General features: G+C 56.0%; 15 protein-coding genes. 10 read left to right on the top strand and 5 right to left on the bottom strand.

Annotated elements, in window-relative coordinates; all coding sequences use genetic code 11:
- The first annotated feature begins 44 nt into the window (after positions 1-44).
- The 7 genes from Mal52_RS05750 to Mal52_RS05720 all read left to right on the top strand — a co-directional run bounded on the left by Mal52_RS05750 (position 45) and on the right by Mal52_RS05720 (position 11,464).
- Entirely contained in the window at positions 45-1,073 is a 1,029-nt protein-coding gene (locus tag Mal52_RS05750) for an AAA family ATPase (RefSeq protein WP_145374757.1), read from the top strand.
- Positions 1,074-1,100: 27 nt separating this feature from the next.
- The gene (locus tag Mal52_RS05745; RefSeq protein ID WP_145374756.1) at positions 1,101-2,030 is read left to right on the top strand and encodes a DUF58 domain-containing protein; all 930 of its coding nucleotides are present in this window, start codon (positions 1,101-1,103) and stop codon (positions 2,028-2,030) included.
- 128 nt (positions 2,031-2,158) lie between these two features.
- Positions 2,159-4,294: a BatA domain-containing protein gene (locus tag Mal52_RS05740; protein ID WP_145374755.1), complete on the top strand. Its 2,136-nt coding sequence runs from the start codon at positions 2,159-2,161 to the stop codon at positions 4,292-4,294.
- A gap of 76 nt (positions 4,295-4,370) precedes the next feature.
- Positions 4,371-6,638 (top strand): vWA domain-containing protein, encoded by a 2,268-nt coding sequence (locus tag Mal52_RS05735; protein ID WP_145374754.1) that lies wholly within the window; start codon positions 4,371-4,373, stop codon positions 6,636-6,638.
- A 111-nt stretch (positions 6,639-6,749) separates the two neighbouring features.
- Positions 6,750-9,782 (top strand): coiled-coil domain-containing protein, encoded by a 3,033-nt coding sequence (locus Mal52_RS05730; RefSeq protein ID WP_145374753.1) that lies wholly within the window; start codon positions 6,750-6,752, stop codon positions 9,780-9,782.
- A gap of 60 nt (positions 9,783-9,842) precedes the next feature.
- The gene (locus Mal52_RS05725; protein WP_145374752.1) at positions 9,843-10,586 is read left to right on the top strand and encodes a DUF4159 domain-containing protein; all 744 of its coding nucleotides are present in this window, start codon (positions 9,843-9,845) and stop codon (positions 10,584-10,586) included.
- Positions 10,587-10,642: 56 nt separating this feature from the next.
- Positions 10,643-11,464 carry a thioredoxin family protein gene (locus Mal52_RS05720; RefSeq protein WP_145374751.1) on the top strand — a complete coding sequence of 274 codons (822 nt, stop codon included), beginning with the start codon at positions 10,643-10,645 and terminating at the stop codon, positions 11,462-11,464.
- A 252-nt stretch (positions 11,465-11,716) separates the two neighbouring features.
- On the opposite strand, the gene Mal52_RS05715 is transcribed toward Mal52_RS05720, so the two are convergent.
- Entirely contained in the window at positions 11,717-11,944 is a 228-nt protein-coding gene (locus Mal52_RS05715) for a hypothetical protein (RefSeq protein WP_145374750.1), read from the bottom strand.
- Between the two features lie 646 nt (positions 11,945-12,590).
- Here Mal52_RS05715 and cls point away from each other — a divergent pair.
- Positions 12,591-14,045 carry a cardiolipin synthase gene (cls, locus tag Mal52_RS05710; protein ID WP_145374749.1) on the top strand — a complete coding sequence of 485 codons (1,455 nt, stop codon included), beginning with the start codon at positions 12,591-12,593 and terminating at the stop codon, positions 14,043-14,045.
- A 453-nt stretch (positions 14,046-14,498) separates the two neighbouring features.
- Positions 14,499-15,290: a lysoplasmalogenase gene (locus Mal52_RS05705; protein ID WP_197534682.1), complete on the top strand. Its 792-nt coding sequence runs from the start codon at positions 14,499-14,501 to the stop codon at positions 15,288-15,290.
- Positions 15,291-15,311: 21 nt separating this feature from the next.
- On the opposite strand, the gene Mal52_RS05700 is transcribed toward Mal52_RS05705, so the two are convergent.
- Entirely contained in the window at positions 15,312-16,541 is a 1,230-nt protein-coding gene (locus tag Mal52_RS05700) for a DUF1559 family PulG-like putative transporter (RefSeq protein ID WP_145374747.1), read from the bottom strand.
- 183 nt (positions 16,542-16,724) lie between these two features.
- Here Mal52_RS05700 and Mal52_RS05695 point away from each other — a divergent pair, with 183 nt between their 5' ends.
- Entirely contained in the window at positions 16,725-17,723 is a 999-nt protein-coding gene (locus Mal52_RS05695; protein WP_197534681.1) for a phosphoglycerate dehydrogenase, read from the top strand.
- Between the two features lie 264 nt (positions 17,724-17,987).
- On the opposite strand, the gene Mal52_RS05690 is transcribed toward Mal52_RS05695, so the two are convergent.
- From Mal52_RS05690 to Mal52_RS05680, 3 genes are all read right to left on the bottom strand, one after another.
- A complete protein-coding gene (locus Mal52_RS05690) occupies positions 17,988-19,280 on the bottom strand; it encodes an aspartate aminotransferase family protein (RefSeq protein ID WP_197534680.1) in 1,293 nt (430 codons plus the stop codon).
- A gap of 445 nt (positions 19,281-19,725) precedes the next feature.
- Positions 19,726-20,316, bottom strand: coding sequence for a hypothetical protein (locus Mal52_RS05685; protein ID WP_145374744.1), 591 nt, complete (start codon positions 20,314-20,316; stop codon positions 19,726-19,728).
- Between the two features lie 84 nt (positions 20,317-20,400).
- On the bottom strand, positions 20,401-20,793 hold the full coding sequence (locus Mal52_RS05680; RefSeq protein WP_145374743.1) for a hypothetical protein: 393 nt from the start codon (positions 20,791-20,793) through the stop codon (positions 20,401-20,403).
- Positions 20,794-21,007 lie beyond the last annotated feature (214 nt).

The following is a 21,007-nucleotide window of genomic DNA, read 5'->3' as shown; positions in this document are numbered from 1 at the left end:
AGGCACGACGAACTGTTTTTGCAAATCGGGTAAAATCAAATCTTATGGCAGACTCATTACCGGAATTGACGGGTGACGACCAGGAACTGTTGTCGCAGGCTCATCAAACCGCTCTCCGCCTGCGCGAGGAGTTGGCGAAAGTGATCGTGGGGCAAGAGGCGACGGTCAACACCGTCCTCGCAGCCGTCTTCTCACAAGGACACACTTTGATAATAGGCGTGCCCGGTCTGGCAAAAACACTGCTGGTCCGCACGCTGGCCAAGGTGCTCGGCTGGAAATTCAAGCGGGTGCAGTTCACCCCGGACATGATGCCCACGGATATCATCGGCATGGAACTGCTGCAGCAGGACTCACAAACCGGCGATCGGAAAATGCAGTTTGTCCCCGGACCACTATTTGCGCAGATGGTTTTGGCCGATGAAATCAACCGCACGCCGCCCAAGACCCAATCGGCGCTCTTGGAGGCGATGCAGGAATTTACGGTCACGAGCATGGGACAAACCCACCATTTGCCGCGCCCGTTTCTCGTCTTCGCCACTCAGAATCCGATTGAGCAGGAAGGGACTTATCCGCTTCCAGAAGCGCAGTTGGACCGGTTTATGTTCAGCTTGTGGATGGATTATCCCGATGCGGATGAAGAAGTCGAGATCGTGCTGGCCACGACGGAAGACAGCGAATCTGAGGTCAACGCGGTCTGCACCGCTGAGGAGATCCAGGCGTTTCAGCATCTCGTCCGGCGAATTCCCGTTTCGAGGCACGTTGTGCGTTATGCCGTGATGCTCGCGCGGGCGACGCGTCCGGAAGGCGATCTCACGTTTGATTTCGTGACCGATTACGTCTCTTGGGGTGCCGGTCCGCGAGCCAGCCAACATATGATCTTAGCAGCCAAAGCGTTAGCCGTGGTCAACGGCGAACCGGCCGTCTCGACCGAGCACGTTCGCAAGGTCGCCCCGCTCGTACTGCGGCATCGCATTTTGCCGAATTATAGCGCAACGGGCGAAGGAATCGACGCGCGGGCGATTGTGACCCGTATCATCGAAGAAGTGAGCGAACCAGTGGCGACATATCGATAATTTAGACGTTCCTCCGACGAGACCGACATGGCCAATACGCCCAATTTGGGAAAACTCTCTTTTGAATACCTGCAGCCTGCCGACCTGCGTCGGCTGACGCACATGTTGTTTGCACCCCGCCGGATTATTCATGGCCGCTACGGGGGCCATTTCGCTACCAACCAGCGCGGCCAGAGTGTCGAATTTCGGGACTATCGCGAATACCTGCCGGGCGACGACGTCAGCAAAATTGACTGGAAAGTATTGGGCCGCAGTGACAAGCTATTCATCAAGCTCTTCGAGCATCATTCCGAAATGACGGTGCATCTGCTGGTGGACGCATCAGCGTCGATGGGCTATCGCTCCGCGACGAGCGGTCATCGTAAAAACGCCTCGAAATACGACTATGCCTGCATGATGGCGGCTTCGATCGCATTTTTGGTGATGAAACAACACGATCGTTTCGGTTTTGCTATCAGCCGCGACGGTCTGGATGAACAAATCCCCGCACAATGTTCGATGCTACACCTCATGGGCATCCTGCGACGGATGGAACGGATTCGTCCGGGCGGACCAGCGGGATTGGCCGAAGCGTTGAATGCCTTCAACCGCCAAGGCTCTATGCGCAATCTATTGGTGATATTCAGCGATCTCTGGGACGATCCCGAAGGGGTGGCCAAGGCCATGGCGGCACGGGTCCATGGGGGAGGGGAGATTGTGCTGTTTCACGTGCTGCACCCCGATGAAATCGAACTGCCGCAGGTGGAACATGGCGTGTTTATCGACAGCGAAACAGGAGGCCGCGTGCGGCTGCACGTCAGCGAAATTCGCGCAGAATATCAAAAGAAAGCACGGGAATTCATTGACGCTTGGTCCCGCCGCTGCCGGGGAATCGGCGTCGATTATTTTCGGGCTTCGCTGTCACAACCGTACTATCGTTTGCTGGAACAATATCTTGCCAATCGAGCTTCCAGTTAAAAGGTTATTCCCAACGTTAAGCCGCTACAAACTTATATCGAGACGCGTCGCAGTCGACCTGCGGGATTCCGGTATGCCTGACGGCCACACATCGCTTGGCGTGAACGACTCGGACGGAACTTTTCACCATGATCTCCTTGACGACACCACTGCTGCTCACCGGCTTGACGCTGCTGGCGCTGCCAGTGATCGCGCATCTGGTGAATCGCCACTCCCGCCAAACATTGATTTTTCCCACGATTGCGCTGTTGGAGGCGGTGACGGCCAAGCATGCACGGCTGTCGCGACTGAGGCGTTTGATCCTGTTGCTGCTACGGATGTTGGCGTTCACCTGTATCGTGTTGGCCTTTACGCGACCGGTGTGGTTTAACGAGGGTTATGCGAATCAGTCTCATGCCAATGATACGGCAGCGGTCGTGCTGGTTTTGGATACCAGCGCCTCGACGAATCAGCGTATCGACGGAGTAAGCATCAGTGAGAGGATGCGGGGCACTGCCAAACAGACGCTCGACGCTCTTCGTTCCGGCACTGATGTGGCGAACATCGTCTTGGCCGACTCGGCGCCGCAAGCCATATTTCCGAGACTGACCGCGAATCTGCCGGGGTTGCAGAACGAGTTGTCGCAATTTCAGCCGAGTCAGGAACGGGCGAATTTCTCAACAGCCTTGGGGATCGCTGGCAAACTCTTGTCCGAACATACGGGGAAACGCGACATCGTGGTCATCTCCGACATGCAGGCGGCGAACTGGTCCGATTTTTTGGGGAACGACGCGTTGTCTGAAATGTTGCCGAAGGGGACGCGGGTCAGATTTGCCGAGATCAAAGGCGCCGCCCGGGAAAATATTGCACTGCACAATCCTCAACATTTTCCCTCGCGGCCTTTGGCCGACCAGACGTGTGACGTTACCGTGCAGATCACGAATTATTCGAACCAAACCAAGCAAGTGCCGGTGACGGTCGTCATTCAACAGGGCGGCAATCAAGAGACGACACAGTCGCAAACGCTCAGTCTATCGGCCGGAGAACAGCAAACAGTCACTTTCGGTACGACGGTCCCGGCGGCAGGCCTGCTGACGGCGACCTTTTCCATTCCGAATGACGATTTGGACGTCGACAATCGGGCGTATCTGGCGGTGGAGACCTCGGCCCGACTGCCGGTGTTGGTCGTCAGTGACGACGATCCCCAACAGCCGGGGACGGCTGCCTATTACATGATGCGGGCGCTGATGCCCCGAGATGATCAGACTGATCCGTATGCCGCGGAACATATTCGTTCACGAGAATTGGCCGACAAGCCGCTGGAACAATATGCGGCGGTGTTTGTCGGCTATCTCGCCCAACTGTCGGTCGAGGCGGCCGGTGCGATCGTCAATTATGTGGATGCCGGGGGGGGAGTCGTGTTCTTCTGCGGTGACGGTCCAGTGAAAGAAAACTTAGCGGCCCTGCAAGTCACGGCGGGTGAGCGTGGACTTTTGCCGTGGATGCCGGAGGAGCGGGTTCGGTTTTCCCGCCAGCCGGAACCACTCAGGATTACATCCGGCCGATGGCAATCGCGCTGGTTTCGCGAATTTGACGAGCAAAGCCAATTAGCGGTCTCTCAAATTCACTTCAATCAGGTCTGGGCGGCCGGAGTCCCTGATCCGAACGCCGAAGTATTGCTGATGTTTTCCGACGGGAGACCTGCGTTGGGCAGTCGGTTGTTCGGCCGGGGACAATTAGTATTGGCCGGCTTCTCCCCTGATGCGACATCCAGCGACCTCGGCAAACATGGCACCTTTGTGGCCTGGATGCAAATCCTCGCCAAAAGCCTGCGGCCGGAGGAGGAACGGTTCCGGAATTCGCCGCCGGGGAAGACCTATGACTTTCCTCAAAAATTTGCGATGGAGTCAGCCGATGGGCAACTGCGAATTCAAACCGAAGATGGCATCGCTGTTCCATCACGGACGACCACCCTGGCGGATCGAATTTCCATCAGCCTGTTGGAACCGCAAACCTCAGGGATTTATCGCGTGACTGACGGCGATCGCACGCTGGCGGCGGTCGGCATTAACGTCGATCCCCGCGAAAGCGATCTCGAAGCCATAAACGTCGACCGCCTGCAGGGATTTGTGGCGTCTCAGGGCGTGGAAACTGATCTGCAAATCGCCGGCAGTTGGGAATCGAGCCTTGAATACACAGGGCGCCCGCTGTGGGGCAACTGCTTAACGTTGGCGATGTGCGCCATTGGATGCGAAATGTTTCTCTTAGGACTCTGGAGACGATGACGAGAATACCAGTTGCAGCTTCAAGATTGTGATTCCTATGGTTGAATGAATTCCACTGCCGGAAAAAACAGGCGAGATGTCCGAACCCATTCTATTATCGATTGAAACTTGGTCGGCCTGGAAATGGCAGCCGATTGTACCGCTGCTGCACATTTACGGCGGGTGCGCGGTACTAACTGCCGTGGCCTTGTATGCTTTCGTCCGTGTATTTCCGACGAATCGCATATCGGCAAGTCTGCTGTTGGTGATGCGGCTGGCTTTGATCGCCTCAATCGCCACCGTGTTGATGGGTCCTAGCCGCGCAATCGCGCGTCCTGAACAACTGCGGCGTTCGAAATTGACAATCCTGCTCGATACTTCGCAGTCGATGCTGACCAACGATTGCGACAACCAGTCACGGATCGGCTACGTGACAGAGAATGTCATCGACCAGGAGCAGCTCCGCCGACTGGCGGGCGAGTTCGATATCGAGATGCTGGCATTCGACACGCAAGTTCGCCCGCTCTACGTAAAAAAACTACGCACGGCCCCCGAGGCCGTTGCGCAGGGGCATGCGACTTTCTTGGCGGAATCCGTCAAGGACGCCATCTCCCAGGTCGGGCCCAAGGAGGGAGATGCGATACTGGTCATTAGTGACGGTCGCGACAGTGAAGACACCTCGATGCAGTCGGTCGCAAATTTGGCCCGCTCGAAGAAGGTCCCGCTTTATACCGTCGGCGTCGGGGGAACCGGTTCGACCGTCGATGCGGCCCTGTTCGCGATTCCCATGCAGGACTATCTACTGCCCGACGAACCGGGTGGAATTCTCGTTAAGATCTACCATACCGGTCTTCAAGGCCTCACTGCCAACGTGCGTCTCAAGCAGGGTAACATGGTGGATACGTATCCGATATTGCTGGGCGAAAGCGGAGTTACGGAATTGCAAATTCCGATTCAGCAGCCCGAATACGGGCAGTATCAATACGACGTTTCCCTGGATGCGCTAGACAGGGAAACGGAATTAGCCAACAACGAGCAAGTCGTTTTCTGTGAGGTGATGAAACGCCGCATCCGCGTCCTCATCCTAGAAGGCCAACCGTTTTGGGACAGTAAGTTTCTGGCTCAGTCGCTTAGAAAGGACCAACACCTCGAACTCACGCAAATTTCGCAGGTCAGTACGGAAAAACGTGAAACAATCGTCTCCCGTGTTGAGAATCGCAGTTCGCAACTGCCTGACGGGGAAGAAGAATGGGCCAACTACGATATCGTGATTTTAGGGCGGGGACTCGAACACATTTTGGACGATCAGTCGGCAGAACAACTCGTAGCCTTTGTCCGCAAGGGAGGAGGCCACCTGATCTTCAGTCGCGGCCTGCCCTACGATCCGGAATCCGAACGAGGAAGCCGTTTGAGCGAAATCATGAGCACGGTCGAACCGGTTGTTTGGGGAACGGGTGAGCTGCAGGAGTTGTCCGTGGAATTGACACCCTCGGGCCGCAGCAGCCTGTGGATGTCTCCGGCCAAAATCGGCTTCGATACTGGTGAGGCATTGGAGCGGCTGCCCGGTTTCGAGGTCATGCGAATTGTCGATGGCGAGAAACCGGGAACCATCGTACTGGCCCGCGCCTTTGCCACGACGGGACCGCAAGACGAAGGCATGCCAGCGATAGTTAGCATGGCCTATGGAACGGGGAGGGTGGCGGCCCTGCTCGGCGAAGGGCATTGGAAATGGAGCCTGTTGACTCCTGAAAACGAAGATTTGCGCGGGTTTTACGACACGTTGTGGTCCAACCTCGTCCGCTGGATGGTGATCGGCGGCGACTTCGAACCGGGCCAGCAGGTCGCCTTGAATCTCAGCCGGGCCACGTCCCGATTGGGAGATCCGCTCACTGCCGAAGTCTTCTTGAAAAAAGCCCCTGCGGGAGGACAGGAGCCGTCATTAGAATTTGTGAATCCTGAGGGACACGTCGATCAAATCGCCTTGCACCGCTTGCCGGGAGCAGCCCTGCGATATCGGGCAACATTGGAACCGGAGACGGCGGGCATTCATGACGTCCATCTCAATGCGCCTGGAATGACTCCCGCCGAATTGCGAAAGAAACTGAATGTGTACGATATGAATCTGGAACGCTTGCTGACGGATTCGAACATGCTGACCTTGAAGATTATGGCTGAGCATTCCGGCGGATCGTTTTTTCTCGCCGAGAACACCGAAGATTTATTTTCACAGCTACAACACCATCGCATCTCAATGCTCACTCCGCCGAAGTTGGCCTATTTATGGGACCGGGGGTGGATTATGACGATTCTACTCATCTGGATCGGGATGGAATTGTTCATCCGCCGCTGGGTGGGACTGTGGTGATCGACTCCGGCAAGTCCGCTTTACAACCACGATTCGGAATCATAGACTGAATGAAGTTGATGATCCCGAGCGATGCATAGTCCGACCCAAAAAACCAAGAGGGGAAATGCGGTGAATCAACGAACTGCGCGGTCCGGCGTTCAACCGCAAAATCAGATGGCGACTATCTCCGGGTCTCGAAAAGACTCGCCGTTGTTTCATCTGCTGCGGGCCACGTCCGGCTTGAAACGTTTTCTTGATACCTCATCGATGGCTTGCCTCGCATTCGCCATTCTGTTGGGGTTGGCACTGCTTGCTGTGTGCGCCGACGCCGTCTTAGCACTCTCGCCTACGGTGCGAATTGTGTTAAACGCGATGCTGGTAGCCAGTTTGTGCGGTGCCTTTGCCGTAGCGCTGCGCACGATTCTTCGTAACCGCTTCAATCCCTCCAGCACCGCACGTTTGATCGAGGAGCGCTTGGGGGATCGGGACAGTTCGTTCATCAATGCTGTTGATTTTTCCACATCGTCACCCGGCGGCCAGAGCACGCAACTCCGCCAACGCGTGATCCGCATCGCGGACGAGCGTGCGCATAGGATATCTTCGCTGGATGTGATTCAACTGCGGCCGCTGTATCGAGCGTTGGGTATCGCCGTAGCAGCTTGCTTGGTGTTGTTCGTCTTTCATTTGGCGGCGCCGCGTTTGTTGGCGATGGTCGTGCCCCGCTTCATGGATCCGCACGGCGACCACCCACCATTTACGTTGCTTGACTTCGAGGTCACGATTTTGCCCGAGCCGGTCTACCACGGCAAACCGGCGACCATTGAGGCGGTGCTGTCGGGCCCGGAAACGGTGGAACAGGCCTCGGTGGTCTTTTTGGACAAGCAACGACGGTCGGGTGAGCCGATTCCCATGTTACGCAAGCAGGACCAGCAGTTTTCACTGTACATTGATCGCCCCGAACAGTCCCGCGCGTTTTATATCGACACGCCCCGCGGGCGCAGCCGCACCATGCATTTAGACGTTGTCGAGGTGCCATATTTTGAAGACGTCCGCTTTACTTATCGTTATCCGGAATACACCCAGTGGCCATCCCGCGAAACACCACCCCAGAAGAAGGGGCTGAGGGCGATTGTAGGGACCGAAATTACGGTCCAGGCACGCAGTAATCTGCCGCTGATGTCCGGGAAACTACTCCTCAAGGAATCCGAGGCTTCTGAATCGGATGCGGATGTCAAGCAAACCACGGTAACACTCATGCCGCTTGCCGACGATCCAACCACGGTGAGCGGATCATTTCGCATCCGTGTCAACGGGCAATACTCGATTTCCCTGGAAGCCGCCAACGGCGCCGAAAGCCTGGAACGAATCGAAGGGCCGATCACGGCGATTGCAGACAAGCTGCCGCAGATTTCGATCGTCGAGCCGGCCCCGCACGTTATCGTGGTCGAAGACTGGACCGTGCCGACCGTTATCGAAGCGGTCGACGATATCGGCATTTCCAAGGTTCGCATTTACCGTAGCGTCAATGGCTGGGGACCTTCGGCCGCCGATTTACCCTTCACCACCCGCAACGGGAATGGGGCCCGGTCCGTTTATGAATTCAACCTGCAGGAGCTTGGCGCCCGCGCCGGCGACGTGATCACTTATTACGCTTCAGCATGGGACAACCATCCTGGCGGAAAACAGTTCCGCGACAGCGAGACGTATGTGATTCAAGTCATTTCCCGGCAGGAATATCAACAATACGCCCGGCAGCAGTATCAGATGGAGGAACTAATTGCCGAGTTTGAATCGGTACGCGAAAAGCTCGACGAACTCAAAAAACAGCGGGAGGAATTGCTCGAAGAACTGGAAATGCTCCGCAAGCAACTCGAGAACACTGACCAACCGACAGACGAAATGCTTGAGCGGTTGCAGAAACAGGAAGAGCAACTGCAGAAGTTTTCAAAATCAGCCGAACAACTCGCCGAACAGCTCGATCATCGCGTCGAACAGATGCAGTTGTATGAACTGGAAGAGCCCTACACAGAAATGCTCAAGCGGCTCAGCAAGCAATTGAAACAGCAGGCCCAAAACGCGAATGACGTCGAGCAGTCCCTGTCGGAATTGAAGCAGCCGGGCGGTGCAAATGCCGAGGGACGGCAGCAATTTCAGCAGGCCCTGGAAAAACTTCAAAAGGAAGATGAACCCTTTAACGAGAAAGAAACACAACAGCTCGATGCCGCCGAACAGGACCTGGAACTGTTCCGCATGGCTGATAATGTGTTGGCGGCCGCTGAGCAGTTGAAGCTGGTGATTGCTCGTCAGCGGGAGGTGGCCGATCGCTTGGCGGAATTTCAGAATCAGGAGCGCATGACTGCCGAAGACCAAGCCCGGGCCGACCGGCTTGCCGGCGAACAGGAGCGCCTCGAGCAGGAATTGCAGGAAGTCGTGGATCAGTTGAAACAAGCAGCCGAGGCAGCGCAAGAAGAGTTGCCAGAAATGTCGGGCGATGCTCTTAAGATCTGCGAGGCAATCGACGAGATGCAAATCGGGCAAGACCAGAAATCCGCCGCTCGGAATGCGCGGCAGGGATCGGGCCGATCAGCTTGGGAAGCGGCCGAAGCAGCCGCCAATAAGCTGGAAAGCTTGCTCTCGGATTGTCCCAATTGCAACAACAGCTGTGAAGGGATGTGCAATTCTCTGGACGGGCCGTTGAAATTAACCAAAAATCAACTCAAGCAATGTTTGGATCAACTTGCCCAAGGACGGGGAATCCCGGGGTCCGGGATGCCGCGTCCCGGGTCTGGTAATGGTCAAGGGCAAGCGGGACAAGGTGGCATCGGCCAATCTGGTCAGGCGGGCCAACAGGCGGGCGGTCAAGGTGCCAGATCCCAATGGCAGGTCGGACAAAGCTTCCCTGGATCTCAGACGCCCGTTGCGATCATTGGACCGCACGCACAGCAAGGTATGCCACAGAAATCTGCCGGGGGCCGGCTCGGCAGAAACGGCCGCGGTTCCTGGATCCCGCTGGGTGAAGGGAACGATCCATCAGAAGCGGAGACGCTTACTCCCGATTTTCGCGCCTTCGGATCGTCTACCGTTGGCAATCTCCGCGCCGTCCCCGTCGGCTATCGCGCAGCCGCTGAAGCCTACTTCAAACGACTTGCGGAAGAAAAATGATCCAGTTGCGACCGCTGCGCCGGTCCAAATCTCCGTCAAAAAATCACAAACGGAAAAACAATGATGGCATCTAAAATCACTCCTAAACGTTCGGTATGGTTCTTAGGGGCGATTCTGTCCGCACTCTTAGGGCTTGGCGTTGCCGGGTATGCCCAGGACGAATCGGACGTCGATGAGAACCCCAAGAAGTCGAAATCGCTCCCGCCAGCCGTTTTGCAACCGGGGATCGTGAACTGTGCGAATCTGACTTATGGAAAGCGGAAAACGTCCACCTGTTTCAGCGACGAATTCCTCAAACAGATCGGCCGCGAAACCCACATCCGGACGAATCAACGATTAGTACCCGTCGACCTCGAATCAACTGAGTTGTTCAATTATCCGGTCGCCGTCATGACCGGCGAGGGCAGCTACAGTCTCACCCCGTCGCAGCAAACCAATATGCGAAACTATTTGGAAAATGGCGGATTTATCATCGCCTCAGCGGGTTGCAGCAGCCCCGATTGGGAAAAGAGCTTTCGCCGCGCCGTCACTGAGGTCTTCCCCGAAATCAGCCTGCAAACCATTGACCAGTCCCATCCGGTGTTTCACACGGTTTACGAAATCGACGAACTGAAATGCAAAGGGGCGCACACGTCGCACCTTGAAGGTCTCGAAATTGACGGCAAGATCGTGTTGATCTTTTCACCAGACGGACTGAACGATACCGGTAAGGTGGGCGGGAATTGCTGCTGTTGCGGAGGCAACGAAATCAAGAATGCCCGGCAAGTCAACGTGAACCTGCTGGCCTACACGCTGACACATTGATTGAATTGTCCGCAAAGCATTGCAATCCAAGCCGAACGTTCTAAGGAGGAGGTGAAATGGTCCGCACGGCGATGATCTTTGGACTCAGCGCGACTGTGGTGATCCTGATTAACTGCGGTTGTTTAGCATTGCCGGGCATGGCCGTGGAATTCGAGCCGACGATCGAAAAAGCCCGCGAGAAGGATCCGCCGGCTGACGACGGGCAAAAAAAATTGTTGGTGATCACTTTTGGAGCCGATTGGTGCAAGTGGTGCCGTAAACTGGAAGCAGACACCTTCCTGGACGAGCGGGTGAACGCCTTGGCCGACAAGTTTTTGTGGGTCAAAGTCGACGTCGAGGAACAGACGGAACTTGCCGCTCGTTTCGGCGTGCAAGGGTTGCCGCAAACGTTCGTACTCGATAGCGATGACCGCGTGATCGCCACACGCCCCGGCTATACCGGGCCGGACGAGTTCGTCAAGTTTTTGAACGGCGCATTGCTCAATCCCCAACCCCCCGAAGTCGTGTTGCTCAATCTGCTCGACCGTTTGCAGGCCGAAGAGGGGGTCGAGGAGCGGAATCAGACGATTACGCGGCTTGTCGAGCATCTCGCACGCTCCGACCGGGATGGACGCGATGTGATCCTACAAGCCATGGCGCAGACCGAATCGGGCCTGCTCGCGACGCTGATCGATCTTATGGCCGACCAACGCCTAGCTGTCCGCGCCGCCGCTTCCGGCACATTTCTGAAACTGACCCGCGCCGAACTCGTTTTTGATCCTTTCGGGGAACCAAAGCAACGCGAACAACAACTTCAAACTTGGAAGACATGGCTCGATGCACGCCCCATGTCGCAGCGCCGCACCAAACAACAAGTGCCTCCAGACGATTCTCAATAGACACGCCACACGGTGTGGAGTATTCAGCGCAACCCTTCGGCGGGGCTTTGGGCACGGATGGTTTTTAATGCAAATTCGCGCGATTCATGAATAATGATGGACGAACGTCAAGCTGTATGGGAATGTTCGCCTCAAAATCGCTTGTCAAAACTGTCGGAGGAGGCGCGGTCACTTAATCAGCGCGAGACGACGTTTCAGACACGCCCAGAGGAGCGTCGAGTGACGTAGCATTTTCAGTAAAGCGTTCATCGGCTAACGATTCACAACCTTCATCCAGAGCCGCCGTTGTCGGCCCCAATCGACGATTGAAACAATTGCCCGCAGATGTCGCTCGGTCAGCGAATCCCGCCCCTGCTCCACCGGTGGCAGATACAATAACAACTCCTGGACATCCCACGCGAAGTTCAACAGATTCATAATCTGCATCATCCGCAGCTGGGAGACGTGCAACAGCCTGGCCAGTTCGGTAGCGTCAATCACTTTTCCGTCGTCACTTGGCGGGAATTCGGAAGTTGCGACAGCCGCGTCAAGCAGCGCCAGTATGGCGGTTATGATACAAACCGGAAGGAGTCTCCAGGCAGTGATGACGTGGGCAAGATCAGCCTCTAGGGTTTATTCGGGCGTGCTTGGCGACATTGTCGGCACCTCGCTGGATTTGTTTTGCCGTAACTTATTGCTGAGATCGGTAGTTACATGACCAAAGCATCAGTCTACGAAACTTTGGTTTACTTGCTGTATATTGCCAACGATTCGTTATCCATCTGTTCGTTTCGGTGAAGTCGAAGACGACCCTTTGGCGAGGCCATACCTACACACCAGTCGCCCGCACCATCGCCATAATGCCGGTCCTGACATGCTCTGGCAACCTCTCCCAGCGATCACTCAAATACGCCAAATCAAAAATCAATTGCTGCGCCCGGCGCTGCTCAGACTTCACAAACCCTTGTTTTTTCGGTACTTTCAGCGTTTTTCAGCAAACTCATAATTTGTTGGTTGCAGGTTCGAGTCCTGCCGGCCCTATTTTTGTCTGGTGTTGATTTGCATAAGTTGTAGCAGGCCCGTGGCGTTCGCTCCTTGTGTTCATCTTGATTTCACCTTTGATCGCAAAAAAACTTCCGGAGCGAGAATGACTGAATCTTCCCTCGTCACACTCCTCTGGACGGGCCTACTTTTCTTGGTGCATGTCGGTGTTGCTGCACGTGCAATATTACGTCCGCACCGCGACCCAGCGGCGCGTGTGGCTTGGATTGTGGTGATTTTCTCGCTGCCCGTGATCGGCATTATCGCTTACCTTCTACTCGGCGAGACAAACATTGGCCGCCGCCGCGTGGCGCGGATGCGCGAAGTGCTGGCTCAGATGCCAAACGTCTCAGCCACGGCTACGACGGAAAGCACGAGTCTGCGGTCGGAGATCCCCGAGTGTTATGCGCACCTCTTCCGCATCGGATCTACGGTCAATGGATTTGAGCCGGTGGGGGGCAACCGTGGTGAGTTGATGCAGGATTCCAATGCGACGATCAAATCCATGATTGCCGACATCGATGCTGCCAAAGACCACGTGCATCTGATCTTTTATATCTGGCTCACGGACAACAACGGACTCGCGGTGGTCGAAGCACTAAAACGGGCCGCGGCGCGGGGAGTGACTTGTCGGGCAATGGCGGATGGGCTCGGTTCGCGCACGATGATCGACTCGGAACACTGGAAGGCCATGCAAGCTGCCGGCGTCCGTGTTGCCGTCGCTCTTCCCATCGGAAACCCCTTTCTGCGTCCGCTCAAAGGGCGGATCGATCTGCGCAATCACCGCAAAATTTTGGTAATCGATAATCGCCTTACGTATTGCGGAAGCCAAAACTGTGCGGATCCCGAATTTCGTGTGAAGGCGAAGTACGCGCCCTGGGTCGATGCAATGATCCGCTTCGAAGGTCCGATTGTCCGACAAAACCAATACCTGTTTGCCAGTGACTGGATGGCGCACGTCGACGAGGACATCAACGACCTACTACGGCAACCGCTTCCGCCGCTCGAAAATGGTTTGGCGGCTCAAGTGATCGGCACCGGTCCGACAGTACGCTACGAAGCCATGCCGCAGGTGTTTGAAACACTGATGTATGCAGCACGACGCGAGCTGGTTATTTCAACCCCCTACTACGTGCCGGACGAAGCGATGCAGGCGGCACTTTGTGCTAGTGCCCGCCGCGGGGTGGAGACCACGATCATCTTTCCTGCCAAGAACGACTCCTTCATCGTAGGAGCTGCGAGCCGTAGTTATTACGCAGACCTGCTGGCGGCGGGAGTGCGGATTTTTGAATACGAAGGCGGCCTGCTGCACACCAAGTCCTTAACGCTGGACGGAGAGATCACGCTGATCGGATCCGCCAATATGGACCGCCGTAGTTTTGATCTGAACTACGAAAACAATATTCTCTTCTACGACCAGAGTTTGACCGCCGACGTCCGCCAACGGCAAGCGACCTACCTCGCACATTCCCACCCCGTGACATCCGACATGGTCGCCAATTGGCCCATCCGCCATCGCCTGTGGAACAACACCATCGCCATGCTCGGCCCGGTGCTTTGAGCGTCGTCTGGTAGTGAAATTTCGGGGATGCGGGACACATGTTCGGCAATTATGCCGGTCGTGGATTTTGCGCAAGCCTTGCCGCCGGTACTTAGATCTCCGGGCGTTGCTGTGGCGAGCCACTCATTGCCCCTACCATCTCGCCGATATCCGTCGTTACACGCCGGGGCAACTGCTGCCATCGTTGAACGAGAGATTTCAGCTCAAGATCGACTGCGCCGCCCAGCGCAGTGCGGGCTTCACAACTCCTTGTTTTCGCGGTACTTTCACCGTTATCCTACAAACTCATCGTTGTTGGCTGTCGGTTCGTGTGCGACCGGCGCTCATGGGTATCATCAAAGTTACGCCGATATTCGACACCGCCCCCTGTATTTTATTATCCACACAGCGGCGATCACTGTAATTTGTCGAAGTTCGTACAGCACATCTTCATGTGGCAACCCAAGGAAAACGATGGTGGCCGACATTCCAGAACCGACCCATTCCGCACACCGTAAAGTCGGCGATGGCGGGCCGTTTGTAGTTTGGTTGGTTTGGGGGGCTCTGTTGTGCGGCGGGCTGCTTGCTGGAAATCTGCCGCTCGATGACGCAAGTGGCTGGAGCGAATGGGGGCGGCTCGGTTCTTCTGTTCTGCTCGTGGTCGCTGCCTGGTTGTTTTTCCTACGGGGGCGGGCGACGGCAGCTTCGCGGTACCTGCTGCTCATTGCCATTGGTATGACGCTGGGGGCCCTCGGTGATTTTTTTATGGCGGGCCGCTTACAAACACTCATCAAACTACCCAACCCCGCGTTAGGCGGCATCGCCGCTTTTGGACTGGGACATGCCGCCTACATCGCCGCTTGCCTCGACGCTCACAAGCGGGCCGGCCTGAAATCCCGCGCGGCCAGATGGGAGGCCCTGCTGATCTGGCAATTGATCGGACTGGTGGGCTGGTATTTCATCGTCTACCCCACTGAAGTCGACCGCCTGCAATTGCTGCGCTGGCCCGCCCTGGTTTATACGCTGCTACTCGCCTGCACGGCCGGTATGGCGATGTCGCTGGCCGTACAAGACCGTCGTTTCTCCCTCCTGACCATCGGAGCCGCACTGTTTCTGCTCAGTGATCTGATTCTGGCCTGGGGCATGTTCCACGGTTCGTTTCCGTATTCGCGCGAGGCGGTTTGGATCCCCTATGGCGGCGGACAAATGCTGATTGTCTATGCGACCACAACAGCCCGTGCGGCGCTGTGTGGGACAAAGCAATAATCCCCGCTCAGCACATTACGCTCACCATTTCAACCAATCAAAAGGCTGCACGTCGTCGGGGAGTTGTCCGGCACCGCGGATTTCGCAATCGGGCAGCGCCGCTCTGAGTTCTTCGCCGGCAGTGCGATGCCAGCTTCGAACGCGCATGATTTTTAGCTGCGACAATTTTTGCAAAGCCTGCAATCCGGTTGCCGAGAGTTGAATTCTCTTAGTCTCCAGAAATTCCAAATCCTCAAACTGCGCAATCATCTGCGCAGACGCATCGTCAATCCCATGCAGTCCGTACAGTTTTCGGATGCCGGGGTATTTGTCGTGAAGGCGTTGGAATTCTTGTTCGGTCATTAGGCGACATCCTGACCCTCTGATTAAATTCCAATCTCCAGTGCGGCATATAAGCGAAACCGTTTGCGGCGTCCCGGCTCCATCGATCCAGACCTTGGCAAACGACACGCCGTCTGCGCTAGCCGGTTGTAAATCGATTTCCTCGTACTTCCAGTTGCAGGTTTCAGATTCCACGCGCGTTGTCGGAATCACTGTCTGCTCCGGCGTCGCTATGGGCGGAGCATTTGCCAGATTTCGCAGTACTTCTTCACCCATGGCATTTCCGAAGAACTTCACACCTCCGTCGGCTAACACGAAGTAGGCCCCGTCTTCTGTCGGGCGGCCAAAGCCGTTCGGCTCGTCATTGAGACGCTCTCCTAAGGCTCGCCAATTGAACGGATACGCCCACGGGTGAAAGTTGCCGGTCACCTCGCCCGCCAACCAGGTGTGCGACAGCCCAGCGGTCAGGTCTTCGAATGTCACGCTGCTATTGCGGTGGAAGACATTGGGATTTCCCATGTAATGCGTCAGTCCGTAACCGTCGTGCGAGAGCTGTTGAGAGATGGCGGGATTTTCAAACCAATCAATCCGCTGCCGCACCCAAGGGTCGTTTTCAAGATCATCCCAAGGACGATGGAAATTCACTTCAAATATACCATGGACCGTACGGAGGTAGACCTCCGATAACCACCCGTGCATCGCCACGCCATCGTCGCGAATCACGCCACCACTAGGAAATACTTCTCGCCCGTTATAGCAATTGTGGACGCCCAGTCCGATGTTCTTGAGACGATTCACCGATTGGGTTTTCCTGGCTTGGGTCCGCGCACGTTGGACCGCCGGAAGCAACAGCCCAATCACGAGCAGCAACACCCCACCGACCACCAGCACGGGGATCCAGCGTCGGAACGGGAATTCTCGCACGTTCATGGTCAATGCCTCCCTCTTTGCTGCGAAATGGATCGCCCTGCGCGACGGCCCAGTCGTCGGTTGGGGCCGGGAATCGGCGAACGCCAATTGGCCGGTAGGCTTTCGTCTGTGCGATCCCCAGATTATAACGGGATTCTGCAATCATTGTTTTCCACAGCGAGAAGATTTCCGAGGACTCTCCCCATGCCCCGCGTGATGATTTCGCCGCCGTTGTTGTACAAAAAACCGGGTCCCTACTCCGAGCGGCTCGAAGCGGCCGGGTTTGAGGTCGTCTATCCTGAATCGCCTGGATTCACACAGCAAACTACCGAGGCCGATTTGGTTGCGGCGTTCCAAGGCATCAGTGCGACGCTGGCCAGCGGAGAGTTGTATTCGCCGTCGTTGCTCGAAGCTTGTCCCGACTTGCGTGTCGTCTCCCGCGTCGGGGTTGGTTACGACCAAGTGAACGTCCCGGCTTGCACCGAACGTAAAATCGCGGTCTCCATCACCCCCAACGCCAACCACGAATGCGTTGCCGAGCATGCCTTTGCTCTGATGCTGGATATTGCCCGCACGGTCACACAGACGGATCGCGAAATGCGCAGCGGACAGTGGAAGCCGCACATCATGCAGAACGTTCGCGAGCGGACGCTGGGCATTATCGGCCTGGGACGCATCGGCCGCAGTATGGCGATCCGCGCTCGCGCGTTTCGCATGAATGTCATCGCTGCCGAACAATTTCCCAATGCCGAATTCAATGCTGAGCACAACATCGAAATCGTGAGCCTGGACGAACTGCTCAAACGCTCCGACGTGATCTCCGTCCATGCCCCCCTGACCGACGAAACGCGCGGGCTGATCAACAAAGAGACGATCGCCAAAATGAAACCGGGCGTCTTTTTCGTCAACACCGCCCGTGGTGGACTGGTTGTTGAAGCGGACTTGATCCCCGCTCTCGAATCGGGACACATCGCCGCCGCCGGGTTGGATGTTTTTGAGGAAGAACCAACCCCGGCCGACAATCCGCTGCTCAAACTCGACAACGTCGTCGCCCTGCCCCACATCGGCGGCGTGGATGAAAAATCATTGCGAGACATGGCCGACGAAGCCGCCGCCAACATCGTCGCCATGTCCAAAGGGACTTGGCCCCCCACGGCAATTGTGAATGAAGCGGATATTCGTGAGACTTGGAAATGGTCTTAAGGGGGCGGGAGGCTTGAGGCTTGAGGGAACAGGCTTGAGGAACACGGTGATTCTCGAGAGGGCTTTCCTCGGGTAACGGGTGGCAGCGATTGTTTTGCAATCGGTGTGCTGTCGGCACGAGACGCTGCAGTTGACGGTCTGCGTAATTGGCGGATTCGGAAATCTATTCAACGTTCTAATTGCAGCTTCTTGTTGGCTATGCCAACCCCGATTGCTGCGCAATCGCGGCTACCCGTTTTCTTGTGTTGGCTCAATTGAAGCGGATTAGCTGCCCATCGCTGCCAACGAGTCGTCTACCACGTTCAGCACGCGGTCGATATCATCCGCGTCGTGCGCCAAGCTAAATCCGTGATGGCATGAGCCGCCGCCGTAGTCGTGGAAGTAGACGCCACGCTCTGTCGTTTCGCGGCAGAATTGCAGCATCGTCTGCGGATCGTGGACGAGGCTTTGCCGGTAGTTGATGACCGGTTCCCGCGTGCCGAAGATCATGCCGAAGCGGCTGCCGTGATGTTGGAACCGCACCGGCACCGGGCTACGCTGTGAAATCTCCGCCAAACCGGCAAACAGCCGTTCGCCTAGCGTATTGATGTGCTGCCAAAACTCCGACGTGGTTACGGTCTCCACAAACGCCAACCCCGCTAAGATCGACGGTAACGGCGCATTGAATGTCCCGCTGTGGGCGACATCGCCGATCGGTTTATAACGGTCCATCAACTCCGCTTTGCCTGCGATTGCCGAGAGCGGCAGGCCGGCGCCGAGCGATTTGCCGATCGTGCAGATATCGGGCGTCACCCCAAAATCTTGTTGCGCGCCGCCGGGACTCTTTTTGGCAAACGATTGGATCTCGTCGAAAAACAAAATCATGTTATTCTCATCCGCCAACCGCCGCGCTAATTCCAGAAATCCTGGTTCGGGTAGAATGCAGCCGCAATTGAAATCGACCGGTTCAATCACGATCGTCCCCACATCGCCGCGATGCTCGGCAATCGCCGCTTCGAGCGCCGCGGGATTGTTGTATTCGACCGGCACGATCAACTCCGCCATCGCCTCCGGAATGCCCGCGCTTTCACGATACGGCGGCGACGCCTCCAATTGCCCCGCCGGCGGGTGCCCGCCGATAAATGTGAATTCGTGATACCCGTGAAAATGCCCGCGAAAACGAATGATCTTATCCCGCCCGCTCACCGCACGACACAGCCGCAACGCATGCAACGTCGCTTCGGACCCTGATCCGGTAAAGCGAACACGTTCGCCGCAGGGGACGATTTCGCACAGACGCTCAGCCAGTTCGATGTGATGTTCGGTATCCAGGCTACACAGGACACCCGCCTCCCAGGTTTGTTCAAACACCCGTCGCAAACACTCCGGCGCATGCCCCAATAGCGTAGCACCGTGGCTCATCGACATATCGAGAAACTCCCCCCCCTCAACATCCCAAAACCGCGCCCCTTTGGACCGCGTCGCATAGACCGGCTTGCCCCATGCTTGATTAAACCGCGTACTGGAACAAACCCCGCCCGGCAGGACAGCAGCGCCGCGTTGATAGATGTCCGTCATATGTGTGACTCTCCGTTGTTGAATTCCACGATACGCAACCACGGTAGAAAACCCAGCCGCGTGCGGCAAGCGTCGAACCGGGAACCTAGCCCCCATTGCAAAAAGCTCCCCTGCACCAGCGGTCCTGCGCGATGTTGAAAAATCTACGGACAACCCACAACACGCACCCCCATAAACCGAATCACAATCCCAAACCCCACAGGAACCACAAAGCCCGGTTCACCGGGCGCCCCGCGCAGCGGTATTAGCCCCGTCGTTTACGGCGGGGAAGGCGCTCGGCACACCGTCAAATTCACCCCCGTTTCACGGGGGTTCTCGATGTCGCGGCTTTAGCCACAGCCGCTATCTGGCTCAAGCCAACCAGCGAGAAGCCTCGTCAACGAGGCTCCATCCGGAAACATTCTCTCCTACGTGACCCCGCCGTAAACGACGGGGCGAATATACGCTATTCGCGTGACAAGTCCCGTAAACGGGACTGCTCTTCTGGAAAACGAATTGTGTCGAGATATCGCCGGATCTCGGGCGGCAATTCTGTCATTTCATCCGCAATGATAAATCGGACTAACCACCACTCGTCGTTGCGATTCACGTACAGCTCGTAACTGGAGCTTGCCGGGTCATCGAATGAATCTTCGCGGTCGATTTGCATCCGTTCGTACGCAGGCCAACCTTGAAATCTCAGCGGCCGGTAACGGTTCTGGATATCTTCTCCGGGAGCGTCTGTTAATTGGATTTCAATAAACGACCTGAGCCGAGCACCGGGAACACCCCTAGCTGCAACGGACAAAAAAGGGAAACCGAAGGAATAATCTCGAATCTTATCCCAATTCAGCGGAGCCACGATGGACACCCCGGAGGAATGAAACACTCGATTTCGTTCATCGGGCGGTTCCTGAGGAATCATCGAGCCGTGAGGCCCTTTAGGATTGCGTTGCATTTGAACTGCGGGATACAGCAGCGCGAATAGGCCTCCACAGATCACTACGATAACGAGTATCTCAAACCGTGAAGGTAAAAAACGTTCGAGGTGGTTCATCGGTGCCTCCAATAGCTCAGAATTGGCACCAATCGCTGCGAGCGGCTAAGCGTGGATAAAAGTCCGGTGGTCGGCTTCATTCTGCTACTCTCGGAAGAATAGTTCATACGCAAACAAGGCTAGAACCAAGCCCCAAAAGAGCACGGTGATAAAGGTGGGAATCCAGAGGCGGGCATTTCCGTGGAGCAGAAATTCTAATTTCTGTTGCGGACTCAGTTCCCCTGGCTTAGGTGAAACGGAATCATGTTCCTCAATTTGAATCAATCCCTTCGCATAATCTTTTCTCAAATTAGAGCGGAGACGTGTGTAGCCAATGAGAATCGGCAATAAAATGAATCCGATAACGGGGACAAAATAAGCAAGACACCCCAACGGCAGCAACTGCTTTATGTTTCGATAAAGCGAGTCCACGCGTTTTGTAGTTTTTTCGTCTATCGTGCGGCGCTCCGAATCTGCTTGAAAAGGGATTTGAGTCATGCTGACAGTGACGTCATTGGGCGTCCCTGGAAAGAACGCCCATTTGTTCTCTCAGAATATACCGGCAATCCATCCGAATTCCCATTTTTTTCTCAAGTCCCAACAACAGCCTGCCGATAGATCTCAAATACTCTACGGAGAAAATCCGTCGGGCTGGTGCTGCGCGGTGTGATAAACGGGCGCTCCAACTGGTAAACCTCCTACTGAAAACGAA

Origin of the sequence: Symmachiella dynata (genome assembly GCF_007747995.1) — a bacterium.
Classification (GTDB): domain Bacteria; phylum Planctomycetota; class Planctomycetia; order Planctomycetales; family Planctomycetaceae; genus Symmachiella; species Symmachiella dynata.
Note: the sequence above shows the minus strand (reverse complement) of the source record. Positions and strands in the feature narration are given on the sequence as shown.